The following is a 26981-nucleotide window of genomic DNA, read 5'->3' as shown; positions in this document are numbered from 1 at the left end:
CTGGTTGGGTAAGTCATATTGACGGCTTTGATGATTGACTGACCGTTGAGTCCCCTGTAACGGAGCCGCCGATGAGCCCACGCGTACGCCGGACGGCGGTGGTCCTGGCCATCGCACTGCTCGCGCCGTCGGCGGGCTGCGGCGGCGGCCCCGACCGGGCCCGGAGCGCCCGTCCTGCCACCCACGAGCCCGGAGCCACCGGAAGCCGCCGTCCTGTCCCGAAGGCCGTCCCCGAGCCGGCGACCACACCCGACTCCCCGGCCCCTCGTGGCTTCACGCTCGTCGCCAGCGGTGACGTACTCCCGCACGACTCGGTCATCCGGCAGGCGAAGGAGGCCGCAGGGGGCGACGGCTACGAGTTCCGGCCCATGCTCGCGGGCGTCGCTCCCGTCGTGTCCGGCGCCGACGTCGCCATCTGCCACATGGAGACGGTGTACGGCGACGACGACGGGCCCTACACCGGCTACCCCGCCTTCACCTCCCCGCCCCAGATCGCCGAAGCCCTCCGCGCCACCGGCTACGACTCCTGCTCCACCGCCTCCAACCACACGCTGGACGACGGTGCCGAGGGGCTGCGGCGCACGCTCGACGCCCTCGACCGTGCCGGCATCGAGCACGCGGGCTCGGCCCGCACCGAGGCCGAGGCCCGGGAGCCGGCCTGGTTGCGCGCGGGAACCGCCAAGATCGCTCAGCTCGCGTACACGTACGGCACCAACGGCTACCCGCTCCCGGCGGGACAGCCGTGGGCGGTCGATCTGATCGACGAGCGGAAGATCGTCGAGGATGCGCGCGCCGCCCGCCGGGCCGGCGCCGACGTCATCGTGGTCAGCCTCCACTGGGGCACGGAATGGCAGACCGCCCCCGACGCGCGCCAACTGCGGCTCGGTCGCGCCCTCACCGCCTCGCGCACCGCGGACCGTCCCGACATCGACCTCGTCGTCGGCACCCACGCCCACGTCCCTCAGGCGTACGAGAGGGTCAACGGCACCTGGGTCGTCTACGGCATGGGCGACCAGGTCGCCGGTCCGATGACGAACCACGAGGGCGAACACGACCCGCGCGGCAACCAGAGCACCATCGGCCGCTTCACCTTCGCGCCGCCCGCCCGTCCCGGCGGGAGGTGGGAGGTGACCAGGGCCGAGTTCATCCCGCAGTGGATGGACACGGCCGCCGGTCGCGTGGTCAACCTCAACGCGGCGATCGACGGCGGTGCCGAGCGACTCACCGCCGTGCGCGACCGTATCCGCGACGTCGTCCTGAGTCGCGGGGGCGCCACGGACGGCCTCGTCATGGGGCGTTGACACCGCCGCCCGAAGCCGGCGCTCGGGCCATTCACTCGGGCGGTTCGGGTCACTGCGGCCCGGGACCGGCCTCGGTCCCGCTCCCCGATCCGGGACCCGCCCCGGGCCCGGCCGGCGCCTCCGCCTTCGCGAGTGCCGAATGCCGGTAGGAGTACGCGAAGTAGATGACCAGGCCGAGCGCGAACCACACCGCGAACCGCGCCCATGTCTGCCACGCCAGAAACGTGATGAGCCAGATCGAGAACGCGACACCGATGGCCGGCACGAAGGGCATGCCGGGGCAGCGGAAAGACCGCGGCAGCTCCGGACGCCTGTAGCGCAGCACGATCACCGCGATGCACACCACGACGAACGCCAGCAGAATGCCGATGTTGGTCAGCTCCGCCGCCTCGCCGATCGGCAGGAATCCGGCGATGATCGCGGATCCCACACCGACGATCCAGGTCACTCGTACCGGCACATGCTTCGTCGGATGGGTCTTCGCGAACCAGCGGGGCAGCAGCCCGTCACGGCTCATCGCGAACCACACCCGGGTCACCCCGAGCATGAACGTGAACATGACGGTGAGGATGCCGATGATCGCGCCCACGGCGATGACGTTCGCGAGCCCTTCGAGACCCACCGACTCGAAGGCCGTGGAGAACCCGCTCTCCGGGTCGATGTCCTGATAGTTCTGCATGCCCGTCAGCACCAGACACGCCAGCACGTACAGCACCATCGAGATGGCCAGCGAGTAGATGATCGCCTTGGGCATGTGGCGCTGCGCGTCCTTGGACTCCTCGGCCGCCGTCGACATCGCGTCGTACCCGAACACCGCGAAGAAGACCGTCGCCGCACCCGTGAACGCCCCGCTGATGCCGAACGGGAAGAACGGGCTGTAGTTGGACGTGTCGATGTAGAAGAAGCCGACGACGATCACGACCAGCACGACCAGGACCTTCAGCACCACGACGACCGTCTCGAAGCGGGCCGCGCTCTTGATCCCGAGCGTGAGCAGGTACGCGATGAACAGACAGAGCACCGACGCGAACAGGTCGACCTGGTGCCCCTCGCCGGTGCCGGGTGCGCCGAGCATCCATGCGGGCAGCTCCAGCCCCAGCGCGTTGAGCAGGAAGCCGAAGTAGCCGGAGATGCCGATGGCGACCACTGCCACGATCGCCGTGTACTCCAGCAGCAGGTCCCAGCCGATGAACCAGCCCACCAGCTCACCGAGGACCGCGTAGCCGTACGTGTACGCCGATCCCGCCTTGGGGATCATGCCGGCGAACTCGGCGTACGAGAAGGCGGCGGCGGCGCTGGCGACGCCCGCGATCAGGAACGAGATGAGGACCGCAGGGCCCGCCGTGCCGTTGGCGACCGCTCCGGCCAGGGCGAAGATCCCGGCCCCGATGATGCCGCCGATGCCGATGGCCGTGAGCTGCCCGAGGCCCAGAGTTCTCGTGAGCTGCTCGCCCGGGGGACCTTCTTCGATCAGTTCGATGGGCTTGCGGCGCAGTACGCCCTGTCCCATCCGGAGCCCTGCCATGAGTCACCTCTTCGCAGACCGCTGTCGGACAACGGCGGCTCATGATGGACCAGGGGAGCGGGGGACGGAAGGCGACATGCGGCAGCGGAAGTGATGATTCCGGACCGATTACGGAACCACTGTCACCGGCCAGCGCCCCGCCTTGACGAGCCGCACCGCCACCGAGCCGATGATCCGGTGCCCCGCCGACTCCGACGCGCCCACCACCACCGCGTCCGCCTTGAGCTCGTCGGCGGCCCTCACCAGTCCGTTGTAGGGATCGCCCCGGAAGGTGTGGAACTCCCAGCGCACGTTCCAGATGCCCCGTACCCGCTCCGCCGCCTCGCGGATCTCCGCGACCAGGCCCTCAGCGATCTCCTCGGTCGCGTCCACGACCGGGGCGCCGAGCGCCGCGCCCGCGGACAACAGCGGCTGCACGTACACGATCGCGAGCAGGGCGTTCTGCCGCCGGGCGAGACCGGCCGCGTAGGACACGGCCCGCAGCGACGAGTCGGAACCGTCCACGCCCGCGACGATCACTTTCGGCCCGTCGGTGCCACGCTCGAACCCCTGGGGCTGCTCAGTCACACCATCGAGGCTATCCCGCCCGACAGGCGGCCGGGCGGCGGCCTCCCTAGAGTGCGGAACATGAGCGTCGGCGTGGCGGATCATGCGACGAAGGCCCGAAGCGGCTTCCTCGGCAAGGTGCCGGGCGGCTTCGCGGTGTTCTTCGCCGTGCTCGGGGTGTACTGCGCGCTGATCGCGCTGATCGCACCCCTGCGCAGGCTGCTCAGCCCCGTCTCCGCCTTTCTCGACCAGGTCGCCGTACCCGTCAGCGCGAACCTGGCCTACGCCGTCTTCCTGATGCTGCTCGCCGCAGCGATCGGCGCCCGGAAGAAGGCCGCCTGGTGGCTGGTCGTCATCTATCTCGCACTGCTCGTCGTCACCGACGTCCTGACGCTCGCCCTCCAGCGGGACTGGGCGTGGATCCCCAACCTCGTGCTGTGCCTGCTCGCGCTCGCGCTCCTGGTCGTCGCCCGGCGCGAGTTCTACGCCCTGACGCGGCGCGGCGCGCTGCGGCACGCGGTCCTTGTCCTGATCGTCGGACTCGCCGTCGGCATCCTCGTCGGCTGGGGACTCGTCGAGCTCTTCCCGGGCAGCCTCGTCCCGGAGCAGCGGCTGCTCTGGTCCGCCAACCGCGTGCTCGGCGGCCTCGCCTCCGGCGCCCAGTTCGACGGCTCCCCGCCGCGCGCGCTCTTCTTCCTCCTCGGCCTCTTCGGCGCCCTCGCGCTGCTCAACTCCGCCCGTACGCTCTTTCGCTCCCAGCGCATGGAAGCCGCCCTGCACGGCGACGAGGAGCCCCGCATCCGCGCCCTGCTCGGCGCCTACGGCTCCCAGGACTCCCTCGGCTACTTCGCCACCCGCCGCGACAAGGCCGTCGTCTTCGCGCCCAACGGCAAGGCCGCCGTCTCCTATCGCGTCGAGGCGGGAGTCGCCCTGGCCAGCGGTGACCCGGTCGGCGACAAGGAGGTCTGGACCCCCGCGATCGAGGCCTGGCTGGACGTCGCCCGCCGCTACGCCTGGGCGCCCGCCGTCATGGGCGCCTCCGAGGACGGAGCCAGGGCCTACGCACGCTCCGGGCTCGGCGCCATCCAGCTCGGCGACGAGGCGATCCTGCACGTCGACCGCTTCGACCTGGACGGGCGTGACATGCGGGTCGCCCGGCAGGCCGTGGGCCGCGTCCGCAGACTCGGCGCGACCACCCGGATCCGGCGCCACTCCGCCCTCACCGACGAGGAGATGAAGCAGGTCGTCGACAAGGCCGACGCCTGGCGCGACACCGAGACCGAACGCGGCTTCTCCATGGCACTCGACCGGCTCGGCGACCCGGAGGACGGCGACTGCCTCCTCGTCGAGGCCTTCGACGCCGACGACCGGCTCGTCGCGCTGCTCTCCTTCGTCCCCTGGGGACGCGACGGCATCTCCCTGGACGTCATGCGCCGCGACCGCGACACCGCCCCCAACGGCATCATGGAGTTCATGGTCGCCGAGCTCTGCGCCCAGGCCCCGACGCTCGGCGTCCGCCGGATCTCCCTCAACTTCGCGGTCTTCCGCTCGGCCTTCGAGGAGGGTGCCAGGATCGGTGCGGGACCGGTGCTGCGGCTCTGGCGCCGGCTTCTGCTGTTCTTCTCCCGGTGGTGGCAGCTGGAGGCGCTCTACCGGTCCAACGTCAAATACCAGCCCGCCTGGTACCCGCGCTTCCTCTGCTTCGGCGAAGCCGGCTCCCTCGCCCGTGTCGGACTCGCCTCCGGGATCGCCGAGGGCTTCGTCTCCGTCCCCAGCCTGCGCAAACGCTGGGGCAAGGGCCGACAGCGCGGCGTTGCCGCGCCCGTGGCCGGCACGGCGGGGCTGCCGGCGATCGACGCGCTGGAGCTGGCCGGGCCCGACACCGTACGCCCCATGGGAGAGCGCAGACTGCCCGAGCAGGTGCGGATCCGCCATCGCAAGCTGGAGCGGCTGCGCGAGCAGGGCACCGACCCCTACCCGGTCGGCGTCGCCGCACGCACCGGCACGCTCGCCGCGATCCGCGCCGCACACCCGTCCCTCGTGCCCGGGACCCGCACCGGCGACCAGGTCACCGTCGCCGGGCGCATCATGGCTGTACGCGACTTCGGCGGCGTCGTGTTCGCCGTGCTGCGCGACTGGTCCGGCGATCTCCAGATCGCCTTCACCCGCGAGGCGTCGGGCGCCGGCGTCCTCGACACGTTCACCGGGGACGCCGACATCGGTGACCACATCACCGCAACAGGGGAGATCGGCGCGAGCGACCGCGGCGAACCCACCGTCTTCGCCACCGCCTGGCAGCTCACCGCCAAATGCCTGCGCCCGCTGCCCGACAAGCGACGCGGACTCGCCGACCCCGAGGCCCGGGTCCGCCGCCGCTATCTCGACCTGGTCGCCAGCCCCGACGCGCGCAGTGTCGTCCGCGCGCGCTCCAGCGCCGTACAGGCACTGCGCCAGGGGCTGCTCGACCGCGGCTATCTGGAGGTCGAGACCCCGATGCTCCAGCAGATCCACGGCGGCGCCAACGCCCGTCCCTTCACGACCCACATCAATGCCTACGACATGGACCTCTATCTGCGCATCGCCCCCGAGCTGTTCCTGAAGCGGCTGTGTGTGGGCGGCCTGGAGAAGGTCTTCGAGATGGGCCGCACCTTCCGCAACGAGGGCGTCTCGTACAAGCACAATCCCGAGTTCACGATGCTGGAGGCCTATCAGGCATTCGCCGACTACGACGTGATGCTCGACCTCACCCGTGAACTCATCCAGGGCGCCGCCACCGCCGCCTTCGGCACACCTGTCGCGCACAAGGCGGGAGCGGACGGGAAGCTCGCTGCCCACGACATCTCGGGGCCGTGGCCGGTCAAGACGGTCTACGGCGCGCTGTCCGACGCGCTCGGCGACCATGTGGACGCCGACACCGACGAGGACGCGCTGCGCAGGCTCTGCGATCTGGCCGGAGTCCCGCACAGCCCCGAGGACACGCGCGGCGATGTCGTCCTGGAGATGTACGAGCGGCTGGTGGAGGAGAAGACCCAGCTGCCCACTTTCTACAAGGACTTCCCGACCGACGTGTCCCCGCTGACCCGCCAGCACCGCCGCGACCCGCGCCTCGCCGAACGCTGGGACCTCGTCGCCTTCGGTACGGAACTGGGCACCGCCTACTCCGAGTTGACCGACCCCGTCGAGCAGAGGCGACGCCTCACCGCGCAGTCCCTGCTCGCCGCGGGCGGCGACCCCGAGGCGATGGAGCTCGACGAGGACTTTCTCGACGCGCTCGAGTACGCGATGCCGCCGACCGGCGGCCTCGGCATGGGCGTCGACCGGCTCGTGATGTTCCTGACCGGGCTCACCATCCGTGACACCCTCCCGTTCCCCCTGGTGCGCCGTCACTGATCATTCGGACGGCTTGTCGGACAGGTGTACTGACCGGTGCTCCCAATGGGTGCATTCGTACGCCGAACCGGTGTTGCTGAGGCCCGCCGAACGGTACCCGTGGCAGCCATTGCTCATGGAGAAGGATCAGAAGTCGCCGACGCGACGGTCGGTGCTGGGCTTCGCCGCCTGCGTCGCGGCCGCCGCTGCCGCACCCCTGTTCAATACGGAGGCCACCCGCACGCCGAACCGGACATCGACCCCCGCGCCGGCGGCGGGCCCGCAGGCGGCGGACCCCAAGGCGGCGGCGGGACCACAGTCGGCAGCCACGGTGCCCAAAGCCTCGGCCTATAGGCTGCAGCCCATGACGGCGTTCGTGCCCAACCCCTTGATGAGGGCGGCGACTCCGGTCCGGCAAGAGCCGTTTCTGCGCATGCCGGCACTCGGCCGCTCCATGGTGCTGAGCTTCGACGACGGCCCGCACCCCCGCTACACGCCGGACATCCTGAAGATTCTGCGCAAACACGACGTCCGGGCCATGTTCTTCGTCTGCGGCGAAATGGCGGTGGAGCACCCGGACCTGCTGCGCAGGGTGGCCGACGACGGGCACGTGATCGGCAACCACACCTGGTCGCATCCGCTGGTGCCGAGGCTCTCCGCGTCCCGCATCCGCGACGAACTGGGCAGCACGAGCGAGATCATCGAGAAGACGCTCGGCAGCCCGCCGCTCTGGTACCGCGCCCCGTACGGGGCATGGAACAAGAACTCGTTCGAGATCGGCGCCGAACTCGGTATGGAGCCCCTCGCCTGGACGATCGACAGCCTCGACTGGCGCGAGCCCGGCACCGGAAAGATCGTCAGCCGCGTCCTGGGCGGGGCCGAGCCCGGCGCCGTCGTCCTCTCGCACGACGCGGGCGGTGACCGCTCGCAGAGCGTGGCGGCACTCCGCCGCTACCTGCCGAAGCTGCTGCGGTCCGGGTACCGGATCAGGGTGCCGGTGCGCTGAGGAACGCGGGCCGGGCGCTGCGCGTGCACGGTGACCGGCAGGCAGGACGAGGGGCCGTCGGCGGGCCGAGCCGGCGGCCCCTCGAACGCTCACTGCGACGAGATCATGCGGGCGAAGACGACGACGTTGCCGTCGTAGCCACCGGCCCGTGAGTACCCGCCGCCGCAGGTGATGACGCGCAGCTCCGGGGTGCCGGTGTCGCCGTACACGCGGGCGCCCGGGAAGTCGTCCTTGGAGAACACCTCCACGCCGTACACCTCGAACACCGCGACCCTGCCGTCGTAGCGGGTCACTTCGACATGCTGGCCCTTCTGGAGCGCGCCCAGACCGTAGAACACGGCGGGGCCGGCCGCGTTGTCGACGTGGCCGACGACCACGGCGGTGCCCTGCTGGCCGGGGGCGACGCCGTTCTGGTACCAGCCCGCGAGGTTGGGGTCCTGCGCGGGCGGGGCCTCGATCCAGCCGTTGGTGTCGAGACCGACGTCGATGATCGGTGCGTCGACCCGGAGCGCGGGGATCGCGATCCGGGACGCCGGGCCGTACGGCAGCGGCTCGACGGGCCCCGTCAGGGGGACCGAATCCGCATGGCGGCGGCTGTCCAGCGCGGCCGCGACGGCCGGCTGGGGCGGCCCCATTCCCATATCGATACCGTTCCGGACCAGAGCGAGGCCGGTGAGCATGACGAGAGCAAGTACGCCCCAGGGTGAGCGTCTCCTCGACTGTGCGCCGGTGTAGTCCTGGCGGCCCATGGTTCTCCCATCTCAATCGTCTGCACGCACGCTAAGCAGGCCTGGGCCGGGCGGCGACCGGAGAGGGGCGAACGGGTGGTACGGCCACTTGGGGTGACCCATTCGTGTACTTCGTCATATAAGAGCCTCTGACGGTCTGTGACCTGCGACTCCGTCAGATACGAGGTGCTCACGTCGGCGTGTCGACTCACTGGGGTGGACCAGTCCCAAAATGCGGCGAATGTGCGGGCCGGTGAGTGTTCGTGGTGGAGGGCGTTCTCGTCAAATCTCCCGGAGCACCGTTCCGGGGCGCGTCTCCACTGGAGGTTCAACCATGCGTGCTTCACGCACACTCGCGGTGACCTTCACCGCATGCGCGGCCGTTGGGCTGTCAGCGCCGCTGACCGCCGCCAACGAGGGTGGCAGCGGCCCCACCAGCGTCAACATCTCCCCGTCCGCGGTCCACCAGGGCGGGATCCTGAACATCTTTGTCGACGGGTGCGACAAGGGCGGCACCGTGAGGTCCAACGCCTTTCCGACGGCCAACCTCTCCGGGAACCGGGGCGGGCACGGCTCGAAGGGTGAGCGTGCGGTGGGCGGCGCGACCCGTGACAGGGCCGGGGTCCGGAGCAGCGACGGCGATGACTGGGACGAGAGCGGCTTCGGCGAAGGCTCTGGCGAGAACGGGAACGGGAACGGCCACAACGGCCGTGACCAGGGTGGGAACGGGAACGGCAACGGCAACAATCAGGGTGGGAACGGGAACGGCCACAACGGCCGTGACCAGGGTGGGAACGGGAACGGCAACGGGAACGGCAACAATCAGGGTGGGAACGGCAACGGGAACGGGAACGGGAACAATCAGGGTGGGAACGGGAACGGCCACAACGGCCGTGACCAGGGTGGGAACGGGAACGGCAACAATCAGGGTGGGAACGGCAACGGGAACGGGAACGGGAACGGGAACAATCAGGGTGGGAACGGGAACGGTAACAACGGCCGTGACCAGGGTGGGAACGGGAACGGCAACGGGAACAACGGCCGTGACCAGGGTGGGAACGGGAACGGCAACGGGAACAACGGCCGTGACCAGGGTGGGAACGGGAACGGGAACAATCAGGGTGGGAACGGGAACGGTAACAACGGCCGTGACCAGGGCGGCAACGGGAACGGACGTGACAACAACGGACGTAACAACAACGGACGTGACAACAACGGACGTGACAACAACGGCCGCGACAACAACGGACGTGACAACAACGGCCGCGACAACGACCGGGGGCGCGGCGGCAACGGCAACGACCGTGGTGACCACGGCGACGACTTCCGCGGCGTGGCCGACGCCACGGCCCGCATCTACGACAACGCGACGCCGGGCGTGTACAACCTCGCCGTCCGATGCCACGACGGCAAGAGCGAAAGCCATCGGGTCGCCACCCGGACCTTCACCGTGCTCGCCGGTCTAGGCGCGCGGGGTGGCCTCGGCGGCTCGCACGGTCCCTCGACCGCCGAGATGGCCGTGGGCGGCGGGCTCGTCGCCACGGCGGCCGTCGGCGGCGCCGTATACATCATCAGGCGCCGTCGCATGAGCAGCGGAAAGGCATGACCGGCCGAACCTCCCGGTCGGCCCGAACCGCCCGTCGCCCCGAGTCCTGGTCCAGGACTCGGGGCGACGGGCTTGTGCTGCGTGTTCTTGGGGCCGGTGGGCCGAGGTTCGGTGGCGAGGCGCTCAGTGGAGACGGTTTCCCATGTGCCTGCGCACCACGTAGAAGACGCCACCGGACGCGACCAGCACGAGCACGCCACCGGTGATGATCTTGAATGTGTCGGCCCCCCCGACACTGCCGCCGACGCCGCCCCTGACGCCCTGGGGGGCCCGGGGGGAGGCGGCGGCGGTGGCGGTGGAGGTGGACGTCGAGCGTGTCGTCGCCACGCCGGTGCCGCCGGCGATGGTCAGGTCGGTCGTGCCCGACTGGCCTCGGCAGGTGAACGTCACCGAGTACACGGCACCGCGTCTGGCGTCCCGGTCGACCGTCGCCGTGCCGGTGAGACCCGGCGGGATCGTGACGGTGTCGAAGACGCCGGAGGAGGCCGTGGCCGAGGTGTTGCAGCCGGACACGGTCAGGGTGACCTGGCCGCCCGGGACGACGGTCTTGGGTGAGACGGCGAACGAGAACGCCTGCTTGCGCGGCGCGCCGGGTGCACCGCCCGCGCCGTCAGTGCCGTCGGCTGTCGCCCAGGGAGTGGTGAGGGCGAGGGCGGCCGCTCCCAGCAGAGCGGCAGACGCGACTGGTATCGCGCGCATGAGCAATCCTCCGGGTCCCCGAGGAGCAGCTGCGGAACGGGTTTCCACAAAGGCAGGGAATGCACCTCGATACCCGGAACGCTAGGAGCGCCCTATCACGCCCGCGATCTCCGACGGGCGAATGGGGGACGCGTGTAACTCGGATGGCGTACGTCCGGGTGAATCGGCCGTACGCCACCCGGGTGTCTCGCCCTCAGTCGAGGATTTGCGGGAAGAGAGTGATGAACGGAGCCGCGGTGGCCGAAATGCCACGGCCGAACGGCGCGTCGAAATCCCAGATGAGGAAGAGGAGGAAAGCGATCAGGGCGCTGAACAGCCCCGCGAGCAGGAGTTCCCGGGAAGTCCGGCGAATCTGGAGCGTAAAGATCAGGCCAACGGTTACCACGGCGCCAGTGATCAGTCCGAACCACACCACGCCGGGCATCGTCGCCTCGATGCCCTGGCCCCTGGCGCCCCTGGCGTCATCTGCCGCCGCGACCTGGTCGACGAGCGGCTGGTACGCCTGCCCCTCGTGGTCCGTCTTCGGGACATAGTCCGTCACGTCCCGCCGTACCTGCTCGAGAAGGCGGGTGCCCTGCTCGGTGAGGCTGCCCGTCTCGACCATGGCGGGCCACTCGTCGTTGACGACGTGGCTGACGTACGCGTCGACGTCGTCCCGGATACGGGTACGGACGTCGGCCGGATACACCTCGGCGCGGGCGTACACCTCGTGCAGCGCCTGTGCCTCGTGACGCACGGACTCCTGGGACGCGCTGCGCGCCTCCCAGACGCCGGCGATGGCGAGGCCCAGCACGATCGCGTAGACCACGCCGATCATCATTGTCATGTACTCGATGACGCTGGGGGTCTCCGACGGGTCGTCGTCATCGCCGATCCGGCGGTGGTTGATGACCGTGATGGTCAGGACGACCGCGCACGCGGCCGCCATCGCGATCGTCAGTACGGCCCATTCCGACACAGATACCTCCGAGGGCTAACGGGAGCGGGGACGCAGAAAGGCCGCGGCGAGTACCGCGGGGGCGGTGACCAGGAGTGTGAGGGAAACGAGGGACGGGCCTTTCCGCCGTTCCTCGCGCTGCGGGCTGCGGTAGCGGGGGAGCGCGACCGGGCTCGGTGAAGGGACCGTGCGCACGGTGGGCGTGGGTGACGGCGTCGGAGGCGGGGGCGGCGGTGGGGGCGGGGCCGGCTCGGGTTCGACGCGCGGTGGTGGAGGAGGTGGCGGCGGAGGAGGCGGTGGTGGCTCGGGTGGCGGCGGGGCCGGCCGAGGCGGTGGCGGTGGCTTCGGGGCGGGCGACGGGCCGGCCGTACAGGGGCCGCTGCCCGCGACCGCCACGGCCGAGGCCGAGCCGTCGCCGCCGATCGAGGCGTACGTGCAGTTGTCGGCAGCGGCGGGCACCGGGGCCGCCAGTAGCCAGGCGAGTGCGGCGGCTGACAACAGCCGTCCGACGAGGAGCGATCCGTACACGCCCGTGAGCATGATCCACAACTGCCCCGGGCACGCCCGAACGGGTGCCGATTCGCCTGATGGTGGGGTTGTCGGCGGACCGGGTTTGAGGCTCCGGAAGATTTTTCCGCTGCCGTTGAACACTTCGCAGCCTCCCGCCCGTACCTAGGGACATGAACGGCGCACCCAGGCGCCACAACAGGGACCAGGCACAACGGGAGTTGACATGAATACCTGGCGTAACGCCTCGCTCGCGGTGACTGCAGCGGCCGTACTCGCGCTGACGACGGCGTGCGGTCAGGACCAGGGCACGGCAACACCCAATGGTCAGGCGGTCGGTGCGGCCAATCCCGCGCAACAGCCTGCCGCCGACGGCTACGGCTCCGACTACGGTTCGGGCGCCGACGCCGCGGCCGCCCCGAAGACGGCGGGTCAACTCGCCGTCGTGGACAGCAAGAAGCTCGGCAAGGTCCTCACCGACAGCGAGGGCTTCACCCTCTACCGCTTCGACAAGGACACGGCCAGCCCTCCGAAGTCGAACTGCGAAGGCGAGTGCGCAAAGGCCTGGCCCGTCGTGGCGGCCGGCGACGTCACCGCCGCACCCGGCACCGACGAATCGGTGATCGGTGAGATCACCCGGGCCGACGGCAGCAAGCAGCTCACCATCGGCGGCTGGCCGATGTACCGCTATGTCAAGGACACCAAGCCCGGCGACACCAACGGCCAGGGCGTGGGCGGCACGTGGTTCGCCTCGGCCCCCGACGGAAAGAAGGCTGCACCGGGCGGAGCCGGGGACGCTGCGGAAGAGGCGGGCGGCGAGCCCGCCGACCTCGCGGGCCTCTCCGTCCGCAAGGACCCCAAGCTCGGCGACATCGTCGTCGACAAGAACGGCATGACGGTCTACCGCTTCAAGAAGGACTCCGCCTGGCCGATGAAGACGGCCTGCACCGGTGCCTGCCTGGAGAAGTGGCCGGTCGTCGAACCGGTCGACAAGAACGACACCGAGGGCATCCTCAAGAAGGGCTTCGTCACCTTCGACCGGCCCGACGGCATCGAGCAGCAGACCATCGACTGCTGGCCGATCTACACCTACTCCGGCGACTCCGAGCCCGGTGACACCAACGGCCAGGGTGTGGGCGGTACCTGGTACGCCGTATCGCCCCAGGGAAAGCTGGTCGGAGCGTCCAAGTAGAGTCCCCACGCAGCGTTTCCGGCCCTGTCGGCCCGCCGTTCACGCCCCCCGCGTGACGGCGGGCCGATCGCACGTGCCGACGGCATGTGTGACCAAGAACGGACCGGTAATTTCCGTTTCTGCTCGCCCTCTTGGCGGGCGATCAGTAGCCTCGGCTCGAACACCGGCCATGCGCATGGCCGTACGTCCGTGGCGACTTGTTGGAGAAATCAATGGAGCGTCCCGCCTGGGCCCCGCCGGGCATCGACATATCGGTGCCGAGTGTGTCCCGCATTTACGACTACTACCTGGGCGGCTCGCACAACTTCGAGGTCGACAGGGAAGCGGCGCGCAAGGCCATGCAGTTCATGCCGGGCCTGCCCAAGATCATGCAGGCGAACCGGGCCGTGATGCGCCGTGCCGTGCGCTTCGCCGTGAGCGAGGGCGTCACCCAGTTCCTCGACATCGGCTCGGGTATTCCCACTTTCGGCAATGTCCATGAAGTGGCCCAGAAGGCGGACCCGGAAGCCCGGGTGGTCTACGTCGACCACGACCCGGTCGCCGTCGCGCACAGCCAGGCAGTGCTGGAGGGCAACGAGAGAGCCGGGATCGTCGGCGCCGATCTGCGCAAGCCTCGCGAGATCCTCGACAGCCCCGAGGTCGCCCGTCTCCTCGACCTCGACCGGCCCGTCGCCCTGCTCCTGGTCGCCGTACTCCACTTCATCGACGACGCCGACGAACCGCAGCGCGCCGTCGCCGAGTTGCGTGACGCGCTGGCGCCGGGCAGCCTCATCTTCGTCACCCACGCCTCGTACGAAGGCATCCCCCTTCCCCAGGAGCAGGCGGGCGGCGCGGTCGAGGTCTACAAGGACATCCGCAACCCGCTGATCATGCGCGGCCGTGAGGAGGTCGCTCGGTTCTTCGACGGGTTCGAGCTGGTCGAACCCGGACTCGTGGCGACGGCGAAATGGCGGCCCGACGCTCCGACCGAGCAGGAGGACCCATACGCCTTCGCCGGCTTCGCAGGGGTGGGACGCAAGGCGTGATGGCGCCGGCGCAGGCACCGGAGCCCACGGCGGGCCCGGACGGCCTGGAGGACAGACTCCAGCGGTTCGCGACGATCTGGAGCCGGGCGATCTTCCCGGTGACGGCCACGTCGCTGACCAGAGCCGAGTTCGAACAGCATCTGCTCCCTCTGGCCCGGCAGTTGCGCGACGCGCTGCACGCGCGTCCCTTCGACACCGCCGCTGCCCAGCGTGTCGGGGCCGCCCTTGTCGACGCGCACTGCACCGACCCGGACGCGCTCAGCCGTACCCTCGGCGTCGTCGACGCGTATCTGGTCCTCTACTGCGGAGGCGGCCGGGAGTCCGCCGAGGACAACCGTGCCCGCTGCGCCCGGCTGCAGCATGCACTGGCGGCCGGCTACGCCCATGCGCTGCGCGAGCGCACCCTCGCCGAGCAGGAGGCCATCGCCCGGTCGGCGCTCGCGGCGCGCAGCGACGCGATGCAGGCCCTGCACGCGACCGAGACCCGCTTCCGCGCGGTGTTCGAGGGCGCCGCCGTCGGCATCGGCATCGCCGACCTCGAGGGCAATGTACTGGAGGTCAACGACACCCTGACCCGGATGTTCGGCGGACTCGAGCACCACGTCCGCGGCCGGAAGGTCAGCGAGTGGGCCCACCCCGAGGACCGGCCGAACGTCTGGGAGCTGCACGAGGAGCTCGTACGCGGGGACCGCGAGCACTTCCGGGTCGAGAAGCCGTTCTTCCGCAACGACGGCACCGTCCTGTGGACCAACCTCACGGTGTCGCTGCTGCGGGACGCCGACGGCAAGCCGCAGTACCAGCTGGCACTGATGGAGGACACCACCGAGCGCCGGCTGCTCAACCTCCGGCTCCGCTACGAGGCCACGCACGACGCGCTCACCGGACTGCCCAACCGCACGCTCTTCTTCGAGCGGCTGGAGAAGACGCTCTCCGCTGGAGAAGGCGCCCGCTTCGGGCTCTGCTACCTCGACCTCGACGGCTTCAAGGCGATCAACGACAGCCTTGGGCACTCGGCAGGGGACCGGCTGCTCGTGGAGGTCGCCGACCGGCTGCAGAGCTGCGCCACCGCGCCCGGCGAGATGGTGGCCCGGCTCGGCGGCGACGAGTTCGTGGCGCTGACCACGGGCGCCGACACCGCCCGCGAGGTGCGCGAACTCGCCGCCAGGATCCTGGGCGTACTGGCCGCACCCGTCACACTCGAAGGACGCGAGATCAGCCTCCGGGGCAGCATCGGGATCGTCGAGGGGGCGGCGGGGGAGCAGACCTCTGCGGAGGTGCTGCGCAGCGCCGACATCACCATGTACCGGGCCAAGGCGGCGGGCGGCAACCGCTTCGAGTTCGCCGACGCGGAGGCGGACGCCCGCGCGATCACCCGGCACGGGCTGACCACGGCGCTGCCGGCGGCGCTGGAGCGCGGTGAGTTCTTCATCGAGTACCAGCCGCTCGTGCACCTCGGCGACGGCAGTGTGTACGGCGCGGAGGCACTGGTGCGCTGGTGCCATCCGCAGCACGGGGTACTCGGGCCCGACCGGTTCATCCCGCTCGCCGAGCACACGGGCCTGATCGTGCCGCTGGGCCGCTGGGTGCTCCAGGAGGCCGTGAAGCAGGCCCGGTTCTGGCACGAGCAGGCTCCGGTCGACGGGACCGGCCGGCCACTGCGGATCAACGTCAACCTGTCGCCGACCCAGTTGCACCACCCGGGGCTGGTCGCCGACACGGTGGACGTCCTTGAGCGCTCCGGCCTGGAGCCGAAGGCGCTGTGCCTGGAGGTCACCGAGTCGGCGTTGATCGGCGCGGACGAGGACCTCCTCAAGCCGCTCCGGCAACTCGCCGAGATGGGTGTCGACATAGCGCTCGACGACTTCGGCACCGGCTACTCGAACCTGGCCAACCTGCGGCGGCTCCCCGTGAGCGTCCTCAAGCTCGACCGCTCCTTCACGCAGGGCATGCAGCAGCATCCGGCGGACCCCGTCGACATCAAGATCGTCGAGGGCATCGTCTCCCTGGCGCACAGCCTCGAACTCGTGGTCACGGTGGAGGGCGTCGAGACGGGTGCGCAGGCCGAGCAGCTGCGCGAACTGGGCTGCGACACCGCCCAGGGCTGGTACTACGCCCGCCCGGGCCCTCCGGAGCGCCTGCACGCGCTGACCCTGGCGGACGCGGTGTAGCCGGCCGCGGGCGGTCGAGGGCGCGCTTCTGGCCGCGCTCGGCGTAGTAGCAAGGGGCGGGACCCCGGCCAGGGACGTTCTCGACCTGTCCCCGGGCCGGTTGCCGCGCGCGCCGGCAGGCGCCGCCCGGGACCGTGACTGTCCGGGGCGCCGGGCAGGGGCCCGTCAGGTGTCCGGAGCCAGGCCCGTGGGCGCCCCGGTCCGGGTGCCGAGCAGCATGCGCTGCAGCTCCCGCGCCGCCCGCGGCGGAGCCACATCGCTGCGGTGCGCCAGCGCAATGGTGCGCCGCAGGCCGGGCGGGGCCAGCGCCGTCACCCGCAGATCCCGCCCCGCCCGCGTCGCCACCATCCACGGCACCACCGCCATGCCCAGCCCCGCCCGCACGAACCCGAGCACCGCGTCCATCTCGCCCCCCTCCACCGTGAAGGAGGGCTCGAAGCCCTCCGCCCGGCACGCCGCCACCGTCAGTTCCCGCAGGTCGTACCCGTGCCGGAACATCACCAGCGGCTGCCCCTGGAGATCCGCGATCCGCACCGGCCGCCGCGGTGCGGCCGCAGCCGCCGACGACACCACCACCAGGTCCTCCTGCAGCAGCTCCACCGTCGTCAGCGCGGGCGCCGGAGGCGGCAGCGGCAGCACCACCAGCGCCAGATCGAGCATGCCGCGCGCCAGCTCCCGTACGAGATCGTGCGAGCCGCCCTCCTCGATCAGCAGCTCGATCCCCGGGTGCAGATCGTGGAACGCGCGCAGCACGTCCGGCAGCAACCCGGTGCACACGCTCGGCGTCGCCCCGAGCCTGATCCGCCCGCGTCGCAGCTGCGCCAGCTCCTGGACCTCGTGCCGGGCCGTGTCCGTGTCCGCCAGAATCCGCCGGGCCAGCGGCAGCAGCGCCTCGCCCGCGTCCGTGAGCGCGATGTTCCCGCGCGCCCGGCTGAAGAGCTCCGCCCCCAGCTCCTTCTCCAGCGCCCTGATCTGCTGCGACAGCGACGGCTGCGAGACGTGCACCTGCTCGGCCGCCCGCGTGAAGTGACGGGTCTCGGCGACGGCCACGAAATACTGAAGCTGCTGGATCTGCATACCACCACGATAGCGAGAGCCTATGGAGATGAGCCGGACCATGTCTTGGACCTTTCGGCATCCCCGGACCTAGCGTCTGTAACCATGGCTCTGGCAACGCGGACGGACCGACGACCGTCCATGACGCGATCCCTCTGGGGATCGACCGTCGGCAAGAAGGCGATCATGGCCGTGAGCGGCCTGATCATGCTCGGCTATCTGGTCGTCCACATGCTGGGCAACCTCAAGATCTTCTTCGGCTCCGACGACTTCAACGGCTACGCCCACTGGCTGCGCACGCTCGGCGAGCCCTTCCTGCACTACGAGTGGGCGCTCTGGATCGTCCGTGTGGTCCTGCTCGCGGCCGTCGTGCTGCACATCGTGTCCGCGTACCAGCTGAGCAGGCGGGACATCAGGGCCCGCCCCAGCAAGTACGTGCACAAGCGGCGCCGCGCGAGCTACGCCACGCGCACCATGCGCTGGGGCGGGATCATCCTGGGCCTGTTCATCGTCTGGCACCTGCTGGACCTGACCACGCTCACCGTCAACGAGAACGCGCAGCACGGCCGCCCCTACGAGAACGTCCTCGCGACCTTCTCCACCTGGTACGGCAACACCATCTACATCGCGGCGATGCTCGCCCTCGGCCTGCACATCCGGCACGGCTTCTGGAGCGCGGCCCAGACCCTCGGCGTGGGCAGCGCGCGGCGCGAACGCGTTCTCAAGACCTCCGCCGACGTCCTCGCGCTGGTGCTGACGCTGGGCTTCATCGCGGTACCCGTCGCCGTCATGACCGGAGTCGTGAACTGACATGAGTTACCTGAACTACGAGACCGGCGACTCGATCGCCGACACCAAGGCACCCGCCGGGCCCATCGCCGAACGCTGGGACCGCCGCCGCTTCGAGGCCAAGCTGGTGAACCCCGCCAACCGCCGCAAGCACACGGTGATCGTCGTGGGCACCGGCCTCGCGGGCGGCTCCGCCGGAGCCACTCTCGCCGAACAGGGCTACCACGTGGTCCAGTTCTGCTACCAGGACTCCCCGCGTCGGGCCCACTCCATCGCCGCCCAGGGCGGCATCAACGCGGCCAAGAACTACCGTAACGACGGCGACTCGATTCACCGCCTCTTCTACGACACGGTCAAGGGCGGCGACTTCCGCGCCCGCGAGTCGAACGTCCACCGCCTCGCCCAGATCTCCGTCGAGATCATCGACCAGTGCGTCGCCCAGGGGGTGCCGTTCGCCCGCGAGTACGGCGGGCTCCTCGACACCCGCTCCTTCGGCGGTGTCCAGGTCTCCCGTACGTTCTACGCCCGCGGCCAGACGGGACAGCAGCTTCTCCTCGGTGCCTACCAGGCACTGTCCCGGCAGATCGCCGCCGGCAACGTCGAGATGCATCCGCGCACGGAGATGCTCGACCTGATCGTCGTCGACGGACGGGCCCGGGGCATCGTCGCCCGCGACCTGATCACCGGGAAGATCGACACCTACTTCGCGGACGCGGTGGTCCTGGCCACCGGCGGCTACGGCAACGTCTTCTATCTGTCGACGAACGCCATGAACTCCAACGCCACCGCCGTGTGGCGGGCGCACCGCCGGGGTGCGTACTTCGCCAACCCCTGCTTCACCCAGATCCACCCCACCTGTATCCCGCGCACCGGCGACCACCAGTCCAAGCTGACGCTGATGAGCGAGTCGCTCCGCAACGACGGCCGCATCTGGGTCCCGAAGGCCAAGGGCGACACCCGCCCGGCGAACGAGATCCCCGAGGACGAGCGCGACTACTACCTGGAGCGCATCTACCCCTCCTTCGGCAACCTCGTCCCGCGCGACATCGCCTCCAGGGCCGCCAAGAACGTCTGCGACGAGGGACGGGGCGTCGGCCCCGGCGGCCAGGGCGTCTACCTGGACTTCGCCGACGCGATCCGGCGCATGGGCCGGGCGAAGGTCGAGGAGAAGTACGGCAACCTCTTCGACATGTACGAGCGGATCACCGCGGAGAACCCGTACGAGGTGCCGATGCGGATCTACCCCGCCGTGCACTACACCATGGGCGGACTGTGGGTCGACTACGACCTCCAGACCACCGTTCCCGGCCTCTTCGCCATCGGTGAGGCCAACTTCTCCGACCATGGTGCCAACCGCCTCGGCGCATCCGCGCTGATGCAGGGCCTCGCCGACGGCTACTTCGTCCTCCCGTCGACGATCAACGACTATCTCGCCCGCAACCCGCAGCACGACACGATCGACGACAGCCACCCCGCCGTGGCCGAGGTGCTCGCCGAGACCGAGGACCGCCTCCAGCTCCTCCTCTCCGTCGACGGCGACCGCACGCCCGACTCGTTCCACCGTGAACTCGGCGAGATGATGTGGGAGTTCTGCGGAATGGCCCGGACCGACGCAGGGCTGCGCAAGGCCCTCGACCGGATCCCGCAGATCCGTGAGGAGTTCTGGCGCCGGATCAAGGTGCCAGGTACCGGCGAGGAGTTCAACCAGTCGCTGGAGAAGGCCAACCGGATCGTCGACTACCTGGAGCTCGCCGAGCTGATGTGCCTCGACGCGCTGAACCGGTCGGAGTCCTGCGGCGGCCACTTCCGCGAGGAGTCCCAGACCCCGGACGGTGAGGCCGCGCGCAGGGACGAGGAGTTCTCCTACGCCGCCGCCTGGGAGTTCACGGAAACCGGCGAAGCGCCTGTCCTGCACAAGGAAGACCTCGTCTTCGAGTACGTCCACCCCACCCAGCGGAGCTACGCATGAGGCTCAACCTCCGCGTCTGGCGTCAGAAGGACGCCGACGCCCCCGGCGCCATGGCCACCTACGAGGTGGACGGCATCTCCCAGGACATGTCGTTCCTGGAGATGCTCGACACCCTCAACGAGGAACTCATCCTGCGCGGAGAGGACCCGGTCGCCTTCGACCACGACTGCCGCGAGGGCATCTGCGGCGCCTGCTCACTCGTCATCAACGGCGACGCGCACGGCCCCGAGCGCACCACCACCTGCCAGCTCCACATGCGGTCCTTCAAGGACGGCGACACCATCGACGTCGAGCCGTGGCGCGCCTCGGCCTTCCCGGTGGTGAAGGACCTGGTGGTCGACCGGTCCGCCTTCGACCGGATCATCCAGGCCGGCGGCTACATCTCCGCGCCGACCGGCTCCGCCCCCGAGGCCCACGCCACCCCGGTCCCCAAGGCCGATGCCGACTTCGCGTTCGAGCACGCCGAGTGCATCGGCTGCGGCGCCTGCGTCGCGGCCTGCCCCAACGGCTCGGCGATGCTCTTCACCTCGGCGAAGATCAACCATCTCAATGTGCTGCCGCAGGGCGCGCCGGAGCGCGAGACCCGCGTGCTGGACATGGTCGCGGCCATGGACGAGGAGGGCTTCGGCGGCTGCACCCTGACCGGCGAGTGCGCGACGGCCTGCCCGAAGGGCATCCCGATGCCGTCGATCACGGCGATGAACAAGGAGTGGCTGCGTGCGACCCGGAAGGCCGGCCGGTAGCCGGCACGGCACGCCCGCGCGGTGCGGTGGTCAAGGGCCGGCGGTCGCAATGCCGGACAGGCCCGCGGTGAACTCGTCCGCGGTGAGGACGGCGTGGGCATAGGCCGGAGCGTTGATCTCGAAGGTCGCCTGCATCTCCTCGGGGCGGAACGCGGCTATCGCGTCCCTGATGAGCGTGTCGTGATAGCCGAGTTCCTGCGCGAACCGCGCCGTGGTGTCGATGCAGGTGTTCGCACGCATGCCCATCAGCACGATCCGTGAGACGTGATGCTGCTTCAGCAGGAAGTCGAGATCGGTGTTGGCGAAGCCGCTCGCGGACCAGTGCTCATGGACGCGGAGCTCTCCGTCGCGCGGCTGGAAGTCCGGGTGGAACTCTCCGCCCCATGAACCTGCCGCGAAGATCAGGGCCTTGCGCGTGGCGTCCTGTGATGGCGACAGAAAGGCCCAGGTCTCGTAGTCGCCCGGGGCGGTCCTGCGGTGAGGCACGAACAGTACGCGCAACCCGGCGGCGCGAGCCGCCGCCAGGACTTGACGCATGTGGTCGAGGAGGCCGACCTGTTCGGCGACCGCCTTCGTGCGCGGCCACAACTTCCCGCCTTCGGACAGGAAGTCGTTGTACGGATCAACCACAAGGAGTGCGGTGTTCTCGCTGGTGTAGCCGGGATCGTTCATGCCGAGGCTCCCCTGCGACGGGTCGTTCCGACCGGGCCCGTCAGCTCGACCATAGAACGGAACGGTCAGGGGTGCCACGTGTGACGAGCCGCCTGCGAGGCGGGCCCCGGGCATGCGGTGCGGCGGTGACGCTCTACCCGGTGCTGCTGCCGGATCCCCTGCCCAGGGACCTGGCCAGATACGGCGCGGTCCGGCTGCCCGCCTGCCGCGCCACCTCCGCCGGGGGACCCTCGGCCACGATCCTGCCGCCGTCGTCCCCGCCGCCCGGCCCCAGGTCGATCACCCAGTCCGCGTCCGCGACCACATCCATGTCGTGCTCGACGACGACCACCGAATGTCCGGCGTCGACCAGTCCGTGCAACTGCCGCATCAGCACCTCCACATCCGCGGGATGCAGCCCGGTGGTCGGCTCGTCCAGCACGTACAGGGTGTGGCCGCGACGCAGCCTCTGGAGCTCGGCGGCGAGCTTGATGCGCTGCGCCTCCCCGCCGGACAGCTCGGTCGCCGGCTGGCCGAGGCGCAGATGGCCGAGGCCGACGTCGAGAAGCGCCCGCAGGCTCCGCAGGGCCGCCGGGGTGTCGGCGAAGACCTCGGCCGCGGCCTCGACGGTCAGGTCGAGCACCTCGGCGATGTTCCGGCCGCCGTGGCGGACCTCGAGGGTCTCCGGGTTGTAGCGGGCGCCGTGACACTCCGGGCAGGGCGCGTACGTACTGGGCAGGAAGAGCAGTTCGACGGAGACGAACCCCTCGCCCTGGCAGGTCTCGCACCGGCCGCCCGCGACATTGAAGGAGAACCGCCCCGCCCGGTAGCCGCGCGCCCGTGCCTCCTCGGTGGCGGTGAAGAGCTTGCGCACGACGTCGAACAGGCCCGTGTACGTCGCCAGATTGGAGCGCGGAGTGCGCCCGATCGGCCGCTGGTCGACCGTCACCAGGCGCTCCACGCCGCGGAGTTCCTCGGTGATCGAGCCCACGAACGTCGACTTGCCGGAACCCGACACGCCGGTGACCGCCGTGAGCACCCCGAGCGGCAGCCGGGTCGTGACTCCGCGCAGATTGTGCCGGGTGACCGGGCCCAGCGCGAGCTGCCCCGACGGCTCGCGCCTCCTCCGCGCGGGTGCCGGACGCACGTCGAAGAGGTAGCGCCGGGTCGCCGACTCCTCCACGTCGGCGAGTCGCTCGGGCGGCCCGCTGTGCAGCACCTGTCCGCCGTGCTCGCCGGCCCGCGGCCCCACGTCGACCAGCCAGTCCGCGTTCCGCACCACGTCCAGGTGGTGCTCCACGACGAAGACCGTGTTGCCGCCCGCCTTCAGCCGCTCCAGGACGACCAGCAGCGCCTCCGTGTCGGCGGGGTGCAGGCCCGCGGAGGGCTCGTCGAGCACGTACACGACGCCGAAGAGACCCGCCCGCAGCGCGGTGGCCAGCCGCAGGCGCTGCAGCTCGCCGCTGGAGAGCGTGGGCGTGGCCCGGTCCAGGCTCAGATAGCCGAGACCCAGCTCGGTCACGGTGGCGATACGGACCATCAGATCGTCCGTCAGCACTCGCGCCGTCTCGTCGCCCCGGTCCCGCGCGCCAAGGGTCAGGGCCTCGGCGAGCGCGGTCAGCGGGAGCGCCGCCAGCTCGGCGATCGTCCGTCCCGCGAACGTCACCGCGAGGGCCTCGGGACGCAGCCTGCTGCCCCCGCACACCGGGCACGGCTCGCTCGTCAGAAAGCGCTCGGCCTTCGTGCGCAGCGCCTGGCTCTTGGAGTCGGCGAAGGTGTGCAGGACATAGCGCCGCGCGCTCATGTACGTGCCCTGGTACGGGCGCTGGATACGGCCCGCCTCGCGCACCGGGTGGACCGTCACCACCGGCTGCTCGTCCGTGAACAGGATCCAGTCGCGGTCCTTCTGCGCGAGCTCCCGCCAGGGCCGGTCCACGTCGTACCCGAGCGCGTCCAGCACATCCCGCAGGTTCTTGCCCTGCCAGGCGCCCGGCCAGGCCGCGATCGCGCCCTCCCGGACGGAGAGCGAGGGATCGGGAACCAGCAGCTCCTCATCGGTGCGGTGGATCCGCCCCAGGCCATGGCACTCGGGACAGGCCCCGGCCGCCGTGTTCGGCGAGAACGCGTCCGAGTCCAGCTGCTCGGCGCCCTCCGGATAGTCGCCCGCACGTGAGAACAGCATCCGCAGCGAGTTCGACAGCGTCGTCACCGTGCCGACGGACGACCGCGAGGTGGGGGAGGAGCGGCGCTGTTCCAGGGAGACGGCCGGCGGAAGCCCGGTGATCTCGCCGACCTTCGGCGCGCCCACCTGGTGGATCAGCCGGCGCGCGTACGGCGCGACGGACTCGAAGTAGCGCCGTTGCGCCTCGGCGTAGATGGTGCCGAAGGCCAGCGAGGACTTGCCCGACCCGGAGACCCCGGTGAAGACGGTCAGCGCGTCGCGCGGGATGTCGACGTCGACGCTCCTGAGGTTGTGCTCGCGGGCGTCGCGGACTCGGACGTACGGATCGTGAGGGCCTTGCATACCGGGGATTCTAGGCAGCGGCCGGGACATCCGCGCTGGTCAGCCCTGTGAGACGCGGCAAGACGCCGGAACGAGTTGACCAGCCCGGCGCGGTCGTACGTGCTCGTCGTCACCAGCACCTCGTCCGCGCCGCCGTCCTTGATCACCGTCTCGCGCCGCCGGCTCCCCGCCGCGACCGCTTACCCTGGGGCCCGTGCATCAGAGCAGCAGGCCGCTGGCCGTATTCGACCTTGACGGGACCGTCGCCGAGACCGGCCACCGCCAGCACTATCTGGAGCGGAAGCCGCGCGACTGGGACGGGTTCTTCGCCGCCGCCCCCGACGACGCACCCCTCGCCGACGGCGTACGACTGGTGGCCGAGGCGGCCGATGAGTGTGAGGTCATGTACCTGACCGGCCGTCCCGAGCGCTGCCGCGTGGCGACCGTGAAGTGGCTGGAGCAGCACGGACTGCCCACGGGCCGCATCTGGATGCGCCGGAACGACGACCGCCGCCCCGCGCGGACCACCAAACTGGAGATCCTGCGGCGCCTGAGCCGCACCCGCGAGATCCGGATGCTCGTCGACGACGACGAACTCGTCTGCGACGCCGCCGAACGGGCGGGCTTCCGCGTGGTACGCGCCCGCTGGGCCATTACGTCCCAGGCGATGAAGAACGCCCAGCAGCGCGAGGGCCGCACCTGAGCCGGACCGCGCCCGCGCGGCGCCGTTGCTGCTGCGCCACGGCTTCCGACGCGGCAGCTGCGCGGGACCCGTTGCGCCCAGTGCGACCGAACGGGTGACGTGCAGCCCTGTCCTACGAGTCCTCCAGTCGGAAGCCGACCTTCAGGCCGACCTGGTAGTGCTCGATCTCGCCGTCCAGGATGTTTCCGCGGATCTGCGTCACCTCGAACCAGTCGAGCCCTCTGAGGGTCTGCTTGGCGCGGGCGATGCCGTTCTGCAGGGCCTGGTCGATCCCGTCGTGCGAGGTGCCGACGATCTCGGTGACCCGGTAGGTGTGGTGGGACATGGGGCCGGACTCCTCGTCGTTGTGGCGGTGGTTCCCCTCCACGGTGCCTCACCCCGGAGCGGTCCGCGAGGTGTCGGGGGGTTGACCACCCGATTGGTACATACCAAAATCCAGCCAACGCCCGTGCGAACACTGTTCGATCCCCCCACGTCGGGTCCACCGTCCGTGCCATCACGCAAAGGTGACCCGCCCGTGCGAACACTGTTCGAACCCCCCACGTCGGGTCCACCGTCCGTGCCATCACGCAAAGGTGACCTACGTGAAGAACCGTCTTCTGACCTGCGCCACAGCCATCGTGTCCGCGACAGCGCTCAGCGGCTGCGGAATGCTGCCCGGCGGCGGCCCGGGCGGCCGTACCGTCACCGTCTGGCTGATGCAGGACAGCGTCTCCGACGAGTTCCTCGAGCGCTTCGTCACCGAGTACGAGGACGCGCACCCCGACGTCGACCTGGAGGTGACCTTTCAGGAGTGGACCGGCATCGGCAAGAAGGTGACCGCCGCGCTGGAGAGCGACGAGGCGCCGGACGTCATCGAGGTCGGCAACACCCAGGTCGCCGAGTACGCCGGGAGCAACGCGCTGCTCGATCTCACCCTGGAGTCCATGCGTGACCTGGGGAGCGAGGACTGGCTGCCGGGCCTCGCCGACCCGGGGAGCATCAACGGGACGCAGTACGGCATCCCCTGGTACGCCGCCAATCGCGTCGTCATCTACAACAAGGACCTCTACGCGCAAGCGGGCATCGACGAGCCCGCGAAGACGCGCGAGCGGTGGCTCGAGGACACCGAGAAGCTCAACACCGGCGGCAACCAGGGCATTTACCTCTCCGGACAGGACTGGTACACCCTTGCCGGGTTCATCTGGGAAGAGGGCGGGGAGATCGCCGTCGACGAGGGCGGTGTCTGGACGGGAGCCCTGCACGCACCCGCCGCGATCAAGGGCATGGAGTTCTACGGGAAGCTCCAGGCCCTGGGCGACGGACCGGAGAACGCGGACGAGCAGACGCCGCCGCAGGCCGGGGTTTTCGCCAAGGGCGACGTCGCCCAGATCATCGCGGCCCCGTCCCATGCGAAGGCCATCGAGGAGGCGAACCCCGCGCTCAAGGACAAACTCGGGTTCTTCCCGATCCCGGGCAAGACCGCGGAGAGACCCTGCGCCGTCTTCATCGGCGGCTCCGATCTGATCATTCCCGAGAAGTCTCGCGAGCGCGGCGCCGCGATCGAGGTGGTCAAGGCCCTCGCCGGTGAACGCTGGCAGAAGGAGCTCGCGCGGACCATGAGCTACGTGCCCAACAAGTCGAGCCTCGCGTCGGCCGTCGAGGGCGACGCGGCCACCGCCGCGATGGCCGCGGGCGCGACGCGGGGGCGGGCCACTCCCAACTCGCCGCAGTGGGCGGCCGTGGAGGCCGACAACCCGATCAAGCCCTACATGACCGCCGTCCTGCAGGGCAAGGACCCGGAGAAGGAGGCGAAGAGCGCCTCGGAGCGCATCACGGCGGCGCTCGCCGAGTGAGAGGGACCAGGGTCAACCGGTTTTCCTGAAGTATCCTGTTTCTCCTTATTGTTGATGTATTGTTCCGCGGGTATCGCGGCGGGGCATCTCCACGGATTTCACCGCGAATCGCTCCGAGAACGA

The 26981-nt window shown here is 70.1% G+C and carries 20 protein-coding genes and 2 pseudogenes; 12 read left to right on the top strand and 10 right to left on the bottom strand.

The window, feature by feature from the left end:
• Positions 1 to 71: 71 nt before the first annotated feature.
• Positions 72 to 1301 (top strand): CapA family protein, encoded by a 1230-nt coding sequence (locus ABT078_RS14140; protein WP_351227298.1) that lies wholly within the window; start codon positions 72 to 74, stop codon positions 1299 to 1301.
• 49 nt (positions 1302 to 1350) lie between these two features.
• Here ABT078_RS14140 and ABT078_RS14135 read toward each other — a convergent pair whose 3' ends face one another.
• Both ABT078_RS14135 and ABT078_RS14130 read right to left on the bottom strand, forming a co-directional pair.
• Positions 1351 to 2826, bottom strand: a complete 1476-nt coding sequence (locus tag ABT078_RS14135; RefSeq protein WP_351227296.1) for an amino acid permease — start codon at positions 2824 to 2826, stop codon at positions 1351 to 1353.
• Between the two features lie 108 nt (positions 2827 to 2934).
• Complete coding sequence (locus ABT078_RS14130) at positions 2935 to 3393, bottom strand: universal stress protein (protein ID WP_351227294.1); 459 nt, start codon at positions 3391 to 3393, stop codon at positions 2935 to 2937.
• Positions 3394 to 3453: 60 nt separating this feature from the next.
• Here ABT078_RS14130 and lysX point away from each other — a divergent pair, with 60 nt between their 5' ends.
• Both lysX and ABT078_RS14120 read left to right on the top strand, forming a co-directional pair.
• The gene (gene lysX, locus ABT078_RS14125) at positions 3454 to 6762 is read left to right on the top strand and encodes a bifunctional lysylphosphatidylglycerol synthetase/lysine--tRNA ligase LysX (RefSeq protein WP_351227292.1); all 3309 of its coding nucleotides are present in this window, start codon (positions 3454 to 3456) and stop codon (positions 6760 to 6762) included.
• Between the two features lie 115 nt (positions 6763 to 6877).
• Positions 6878 to 7747, top strand: a complete 870-nt coding sequence (locus ABT078_RS14120; RefSeq protein ID WP_351227290.1) for a polysaccharide deacetylase family protein — start codon at positions 6878 to 6880, stop codon at positions 7745 to 7747.
• An 89-nt stretch (positions 7748 to 7836) separates the two neighbouring features.
• Here the strand turns inward: ABT078_RS14120 and ABT078_RS14115 are convergent, their stop codons facing one another.
• A complete protein-coding gene (locus ABT078_RS14115; protein WP_351227288.1) occupies positions 7837 to 8496 on the bottom strand; it encodes a class F sortase in 660 nt (219 codons plus the stop codon).
• A 1309-nt stretch (positions 8497 to 9805) separates the two neighbouring features.
• Here ABT078_RS14115 and ABT078_RS14110 point away from each other — a divergent pair.
• A pseudogene (locus ABT078_RS14110) lies at positions 9806 to 10081 on the top strand (hypothetical protein); the annotation flags it as partial.
• Between the two features lie 123 nt (positions 10082 to 10204).
• Here the strand turns inward: ABT078_RS14110 and ABT078_RS14105 are convergent.
• A complete protein-coding gene (locus tag ABT078_RS14105) occupies positions 10205 to 10780 on the bottom strand; it encodes a hypothetical protein (RefSeq protein ID WP_351227286.1) in 576 nt (191 codons plus the stop codon).
• A 193-nt stretch (positions 10781 to 10973) separates the two neighbouring features.
• Positions 10974 to 11738 carry a bestrophin-like domain gene (locus ABT078_RS14100; protein WP_351227284.1) on the bottom strand — a complete coding sequence of 255 codons (765 nt, stop codon included), beginning with the start codon at positions 11736 to 11738 and terminating at the stop codon, positions 10974 to 10976.
• 712 nt (positions 11739 to 12450) lie between these two features.
• Between ABT078_RS14100 and ABT078_RS14095 the strand changes: the two genes are divergently transcribed.
• From ABT078_RS14095 to ABT078_RS14085, 3 genes are all read left to right on the top strand, one after another.
• Complete coding sequence (locus ABT078_RS14095; RefSeq protein ID WP_351227282.1) at positions 12451 to 13416, top strand: SCO0930 family lipoprotein; 966 nt, start codon at positions 12451 to 12453, stop codon at positions 13414 to 13416.
• A 212-nt stretch (positions 13417 to 13628) separates the two neighbouring features.
• Positions 13629 to 14441 carry an SAM-dependent methyltransferase gene (locus tag ABT078_RS14090; RefSeq protein ID WP_351227280.1) on the top strand — a complete coding sequence of 271 codons (813 nt, stop codon included), beginning with the start codon at positions 13629 to 13631 and terminating at the stop codon, positions 14439 to 14441.
• On the top strand, positions 14438 to 16609 hold the full coding sequence (locus tag ABT078_RS14085) for a putative bifunctional diguanylate cyclase/phosphodiesterase (protein ID WP_351227278.1): 2172 nt from the start codon (positions 14438 to 14440) through the stop codon (positions 16607 to 16609). The genes ABT078_RS14090 and ABT078_RS14085 overlap by 4 nt, the downstream gene beginning before the upstream one ends.
• A gap of 165 nt (positions 16610 to 16774) precedes the next feature.
• On the opposite strand, the gene ABT078_RS14080 is transcribed toward ABT078_RS14085, so the two are convergent.
• Complete coding sequence (locus ABT078_RS14080) at positions 16775 to 17686, bottom strand: LysR family transcriptional regulator (RefSeq protein ID WP_351227276.1); 912 nt, start codon at positions 17684 to 17686, stop codon at positions 16775 to 16777.
• Positions 17687 to 17770: 84 nt separating this feature from the next.
• Between ABT078_RS14080 and ABT078_RS14075 the strand changes: the two genes are divergently transcribed.
• Genes ABT078_RS14075 through ABT078_RS14065 form a run of 3 tightly spaced genes read left to right on the top strand, consistent with a single transcriptional unit; the run spans position 17771 to position 21166 of the window.
• Positions 17771 to 18475, top strand: coding sequence for a succinate dehydrogenase (locus ABT078_RS14075; RefSeq protein WP_351227274.1), 705 nt, complete (start codon positions 17771 to 17773; stop codon positions 18473 to 18475).
• 1 nt (position 18476) lies between these two features.
• Positions 18477 to 20423, top strand: coding sequence for a fumarate reductase/succinate dehydrogenase flavoprotein subunit (locus ABT078_RS14070; RefSeq protein ID WP_351227272.1), 1947 nt, complete (start codon positions 18477 to 18479; stop codon positions 20421 to 20423).
• Positions 20420 to 21166, top strand: a complete 747-nt coding sequence (locus ABT078_RS14065; protein ID WP_351227270.1) for a succinate dehydrogenase/fumarate reductase iron-sulfur subunit — start codon at positions 20420 to 20422, stop codon at positions 21164 to 21166. Before ABT078_RS14070 ends, ABT078_RS14065 begins: the two co-directional genes overlap by 4 nt.
• 30 nt (positions 21167 to 21196) lie before the next feature.
• On the opposite strand, the gene ABT078_RS14060 is transcribed toward ABT078_RS14065, so the two are convergent.
• The 3 genes and pseudogenes from ABT078_RS14060 to ABT078_RS14050 form a co-directional block, all read right to left on the bottom strand.
• A complete protein-coding gene (locus tag ABT078_RS14060) occupies positions 21197 to 21838 on the bottom strand; it encodes a cysteine hydrolase family protein (protein ID WP_351227268.1) in 642 nt (213 codons plus the stop codon).
• Positions 21839 to 21971: 133 nt separating this feature from the next.
• Positions 21972 to 24341: an ATP-binding cassette domain-containing protein gene (locus ABT078_RS14055; RefSeq protein WP_351227266.1), complete on the bottom strand. Its 2370-nt coding sequence runs from the start codon at positions 24339 to 24341 to the stop codon at positions 21972 to 21974.
• Positions 24248 to 24493, bottom strand: a pseudogene (locus ABT078_RS14050) (hypothetical protein); the annotation flags it as partial. The gene ABT078_RS14055 and the pseudogene ABT078_RS14050, both read right to left, overlap by 94 nt.
• A 41-nt stretch (positions 24494 to 24534) precedes the next feature.
• Here ABT078_RS14050 and ABT078_RS14045 point away from each other — a divergent pair.
• Entirely contained in the window at positions 24535 to 25023 is a 489-nt protein-coding gene (locus tag ABT078_RS14045) for a phosphatase domain-containing protein (protein WP_351227264.1), read from the top strand.
• A 112-nt stretch (positions 25024 to 25135) separates the two neighbouring features.
• On the opposite strand, the gene ABT078_RS14040 is transcribed toward ABT078_RS14045, so the two are convergent.
• A complete protein-coding gene (locus ABT078_RS14040) occupies positions 25136 to 25348 on the bottom strand; it encodes a dodecin (protein WP_351227454.1) in 213 nt (70 codons plus the stop codon).
• 259 nt (positions 25349 to 25607) lie between these two features.
• Between ABT078_RS14040 and ABT078_RS14035 the strand changes: the two genes are divergently transcribed.
• Positions 25608 to 26858, top strand: a complete 1251-nt coding sequence (locus ABT078_RS14035; protein ID WP_351227262.1) for an extracellular solute-binding protein — start codon at positions 25608 to 25610, stop codon at positions 26856 to 26858.
• Positions 26859 to 26981 lie beyond the last annotated feature (123 nt).

It is taken from the genome of Streptomyces sp. NPDC002133 (assembly GCF_040296405.1).
Lineage (GTDB): Bacteria > Actinomycetota > Actinomycetes > Streptomycetales > Streptomycetaceae > Streptomyces.
This window is presented reverse-complemented; position numbering and strand designations above follow the sequence as displayed.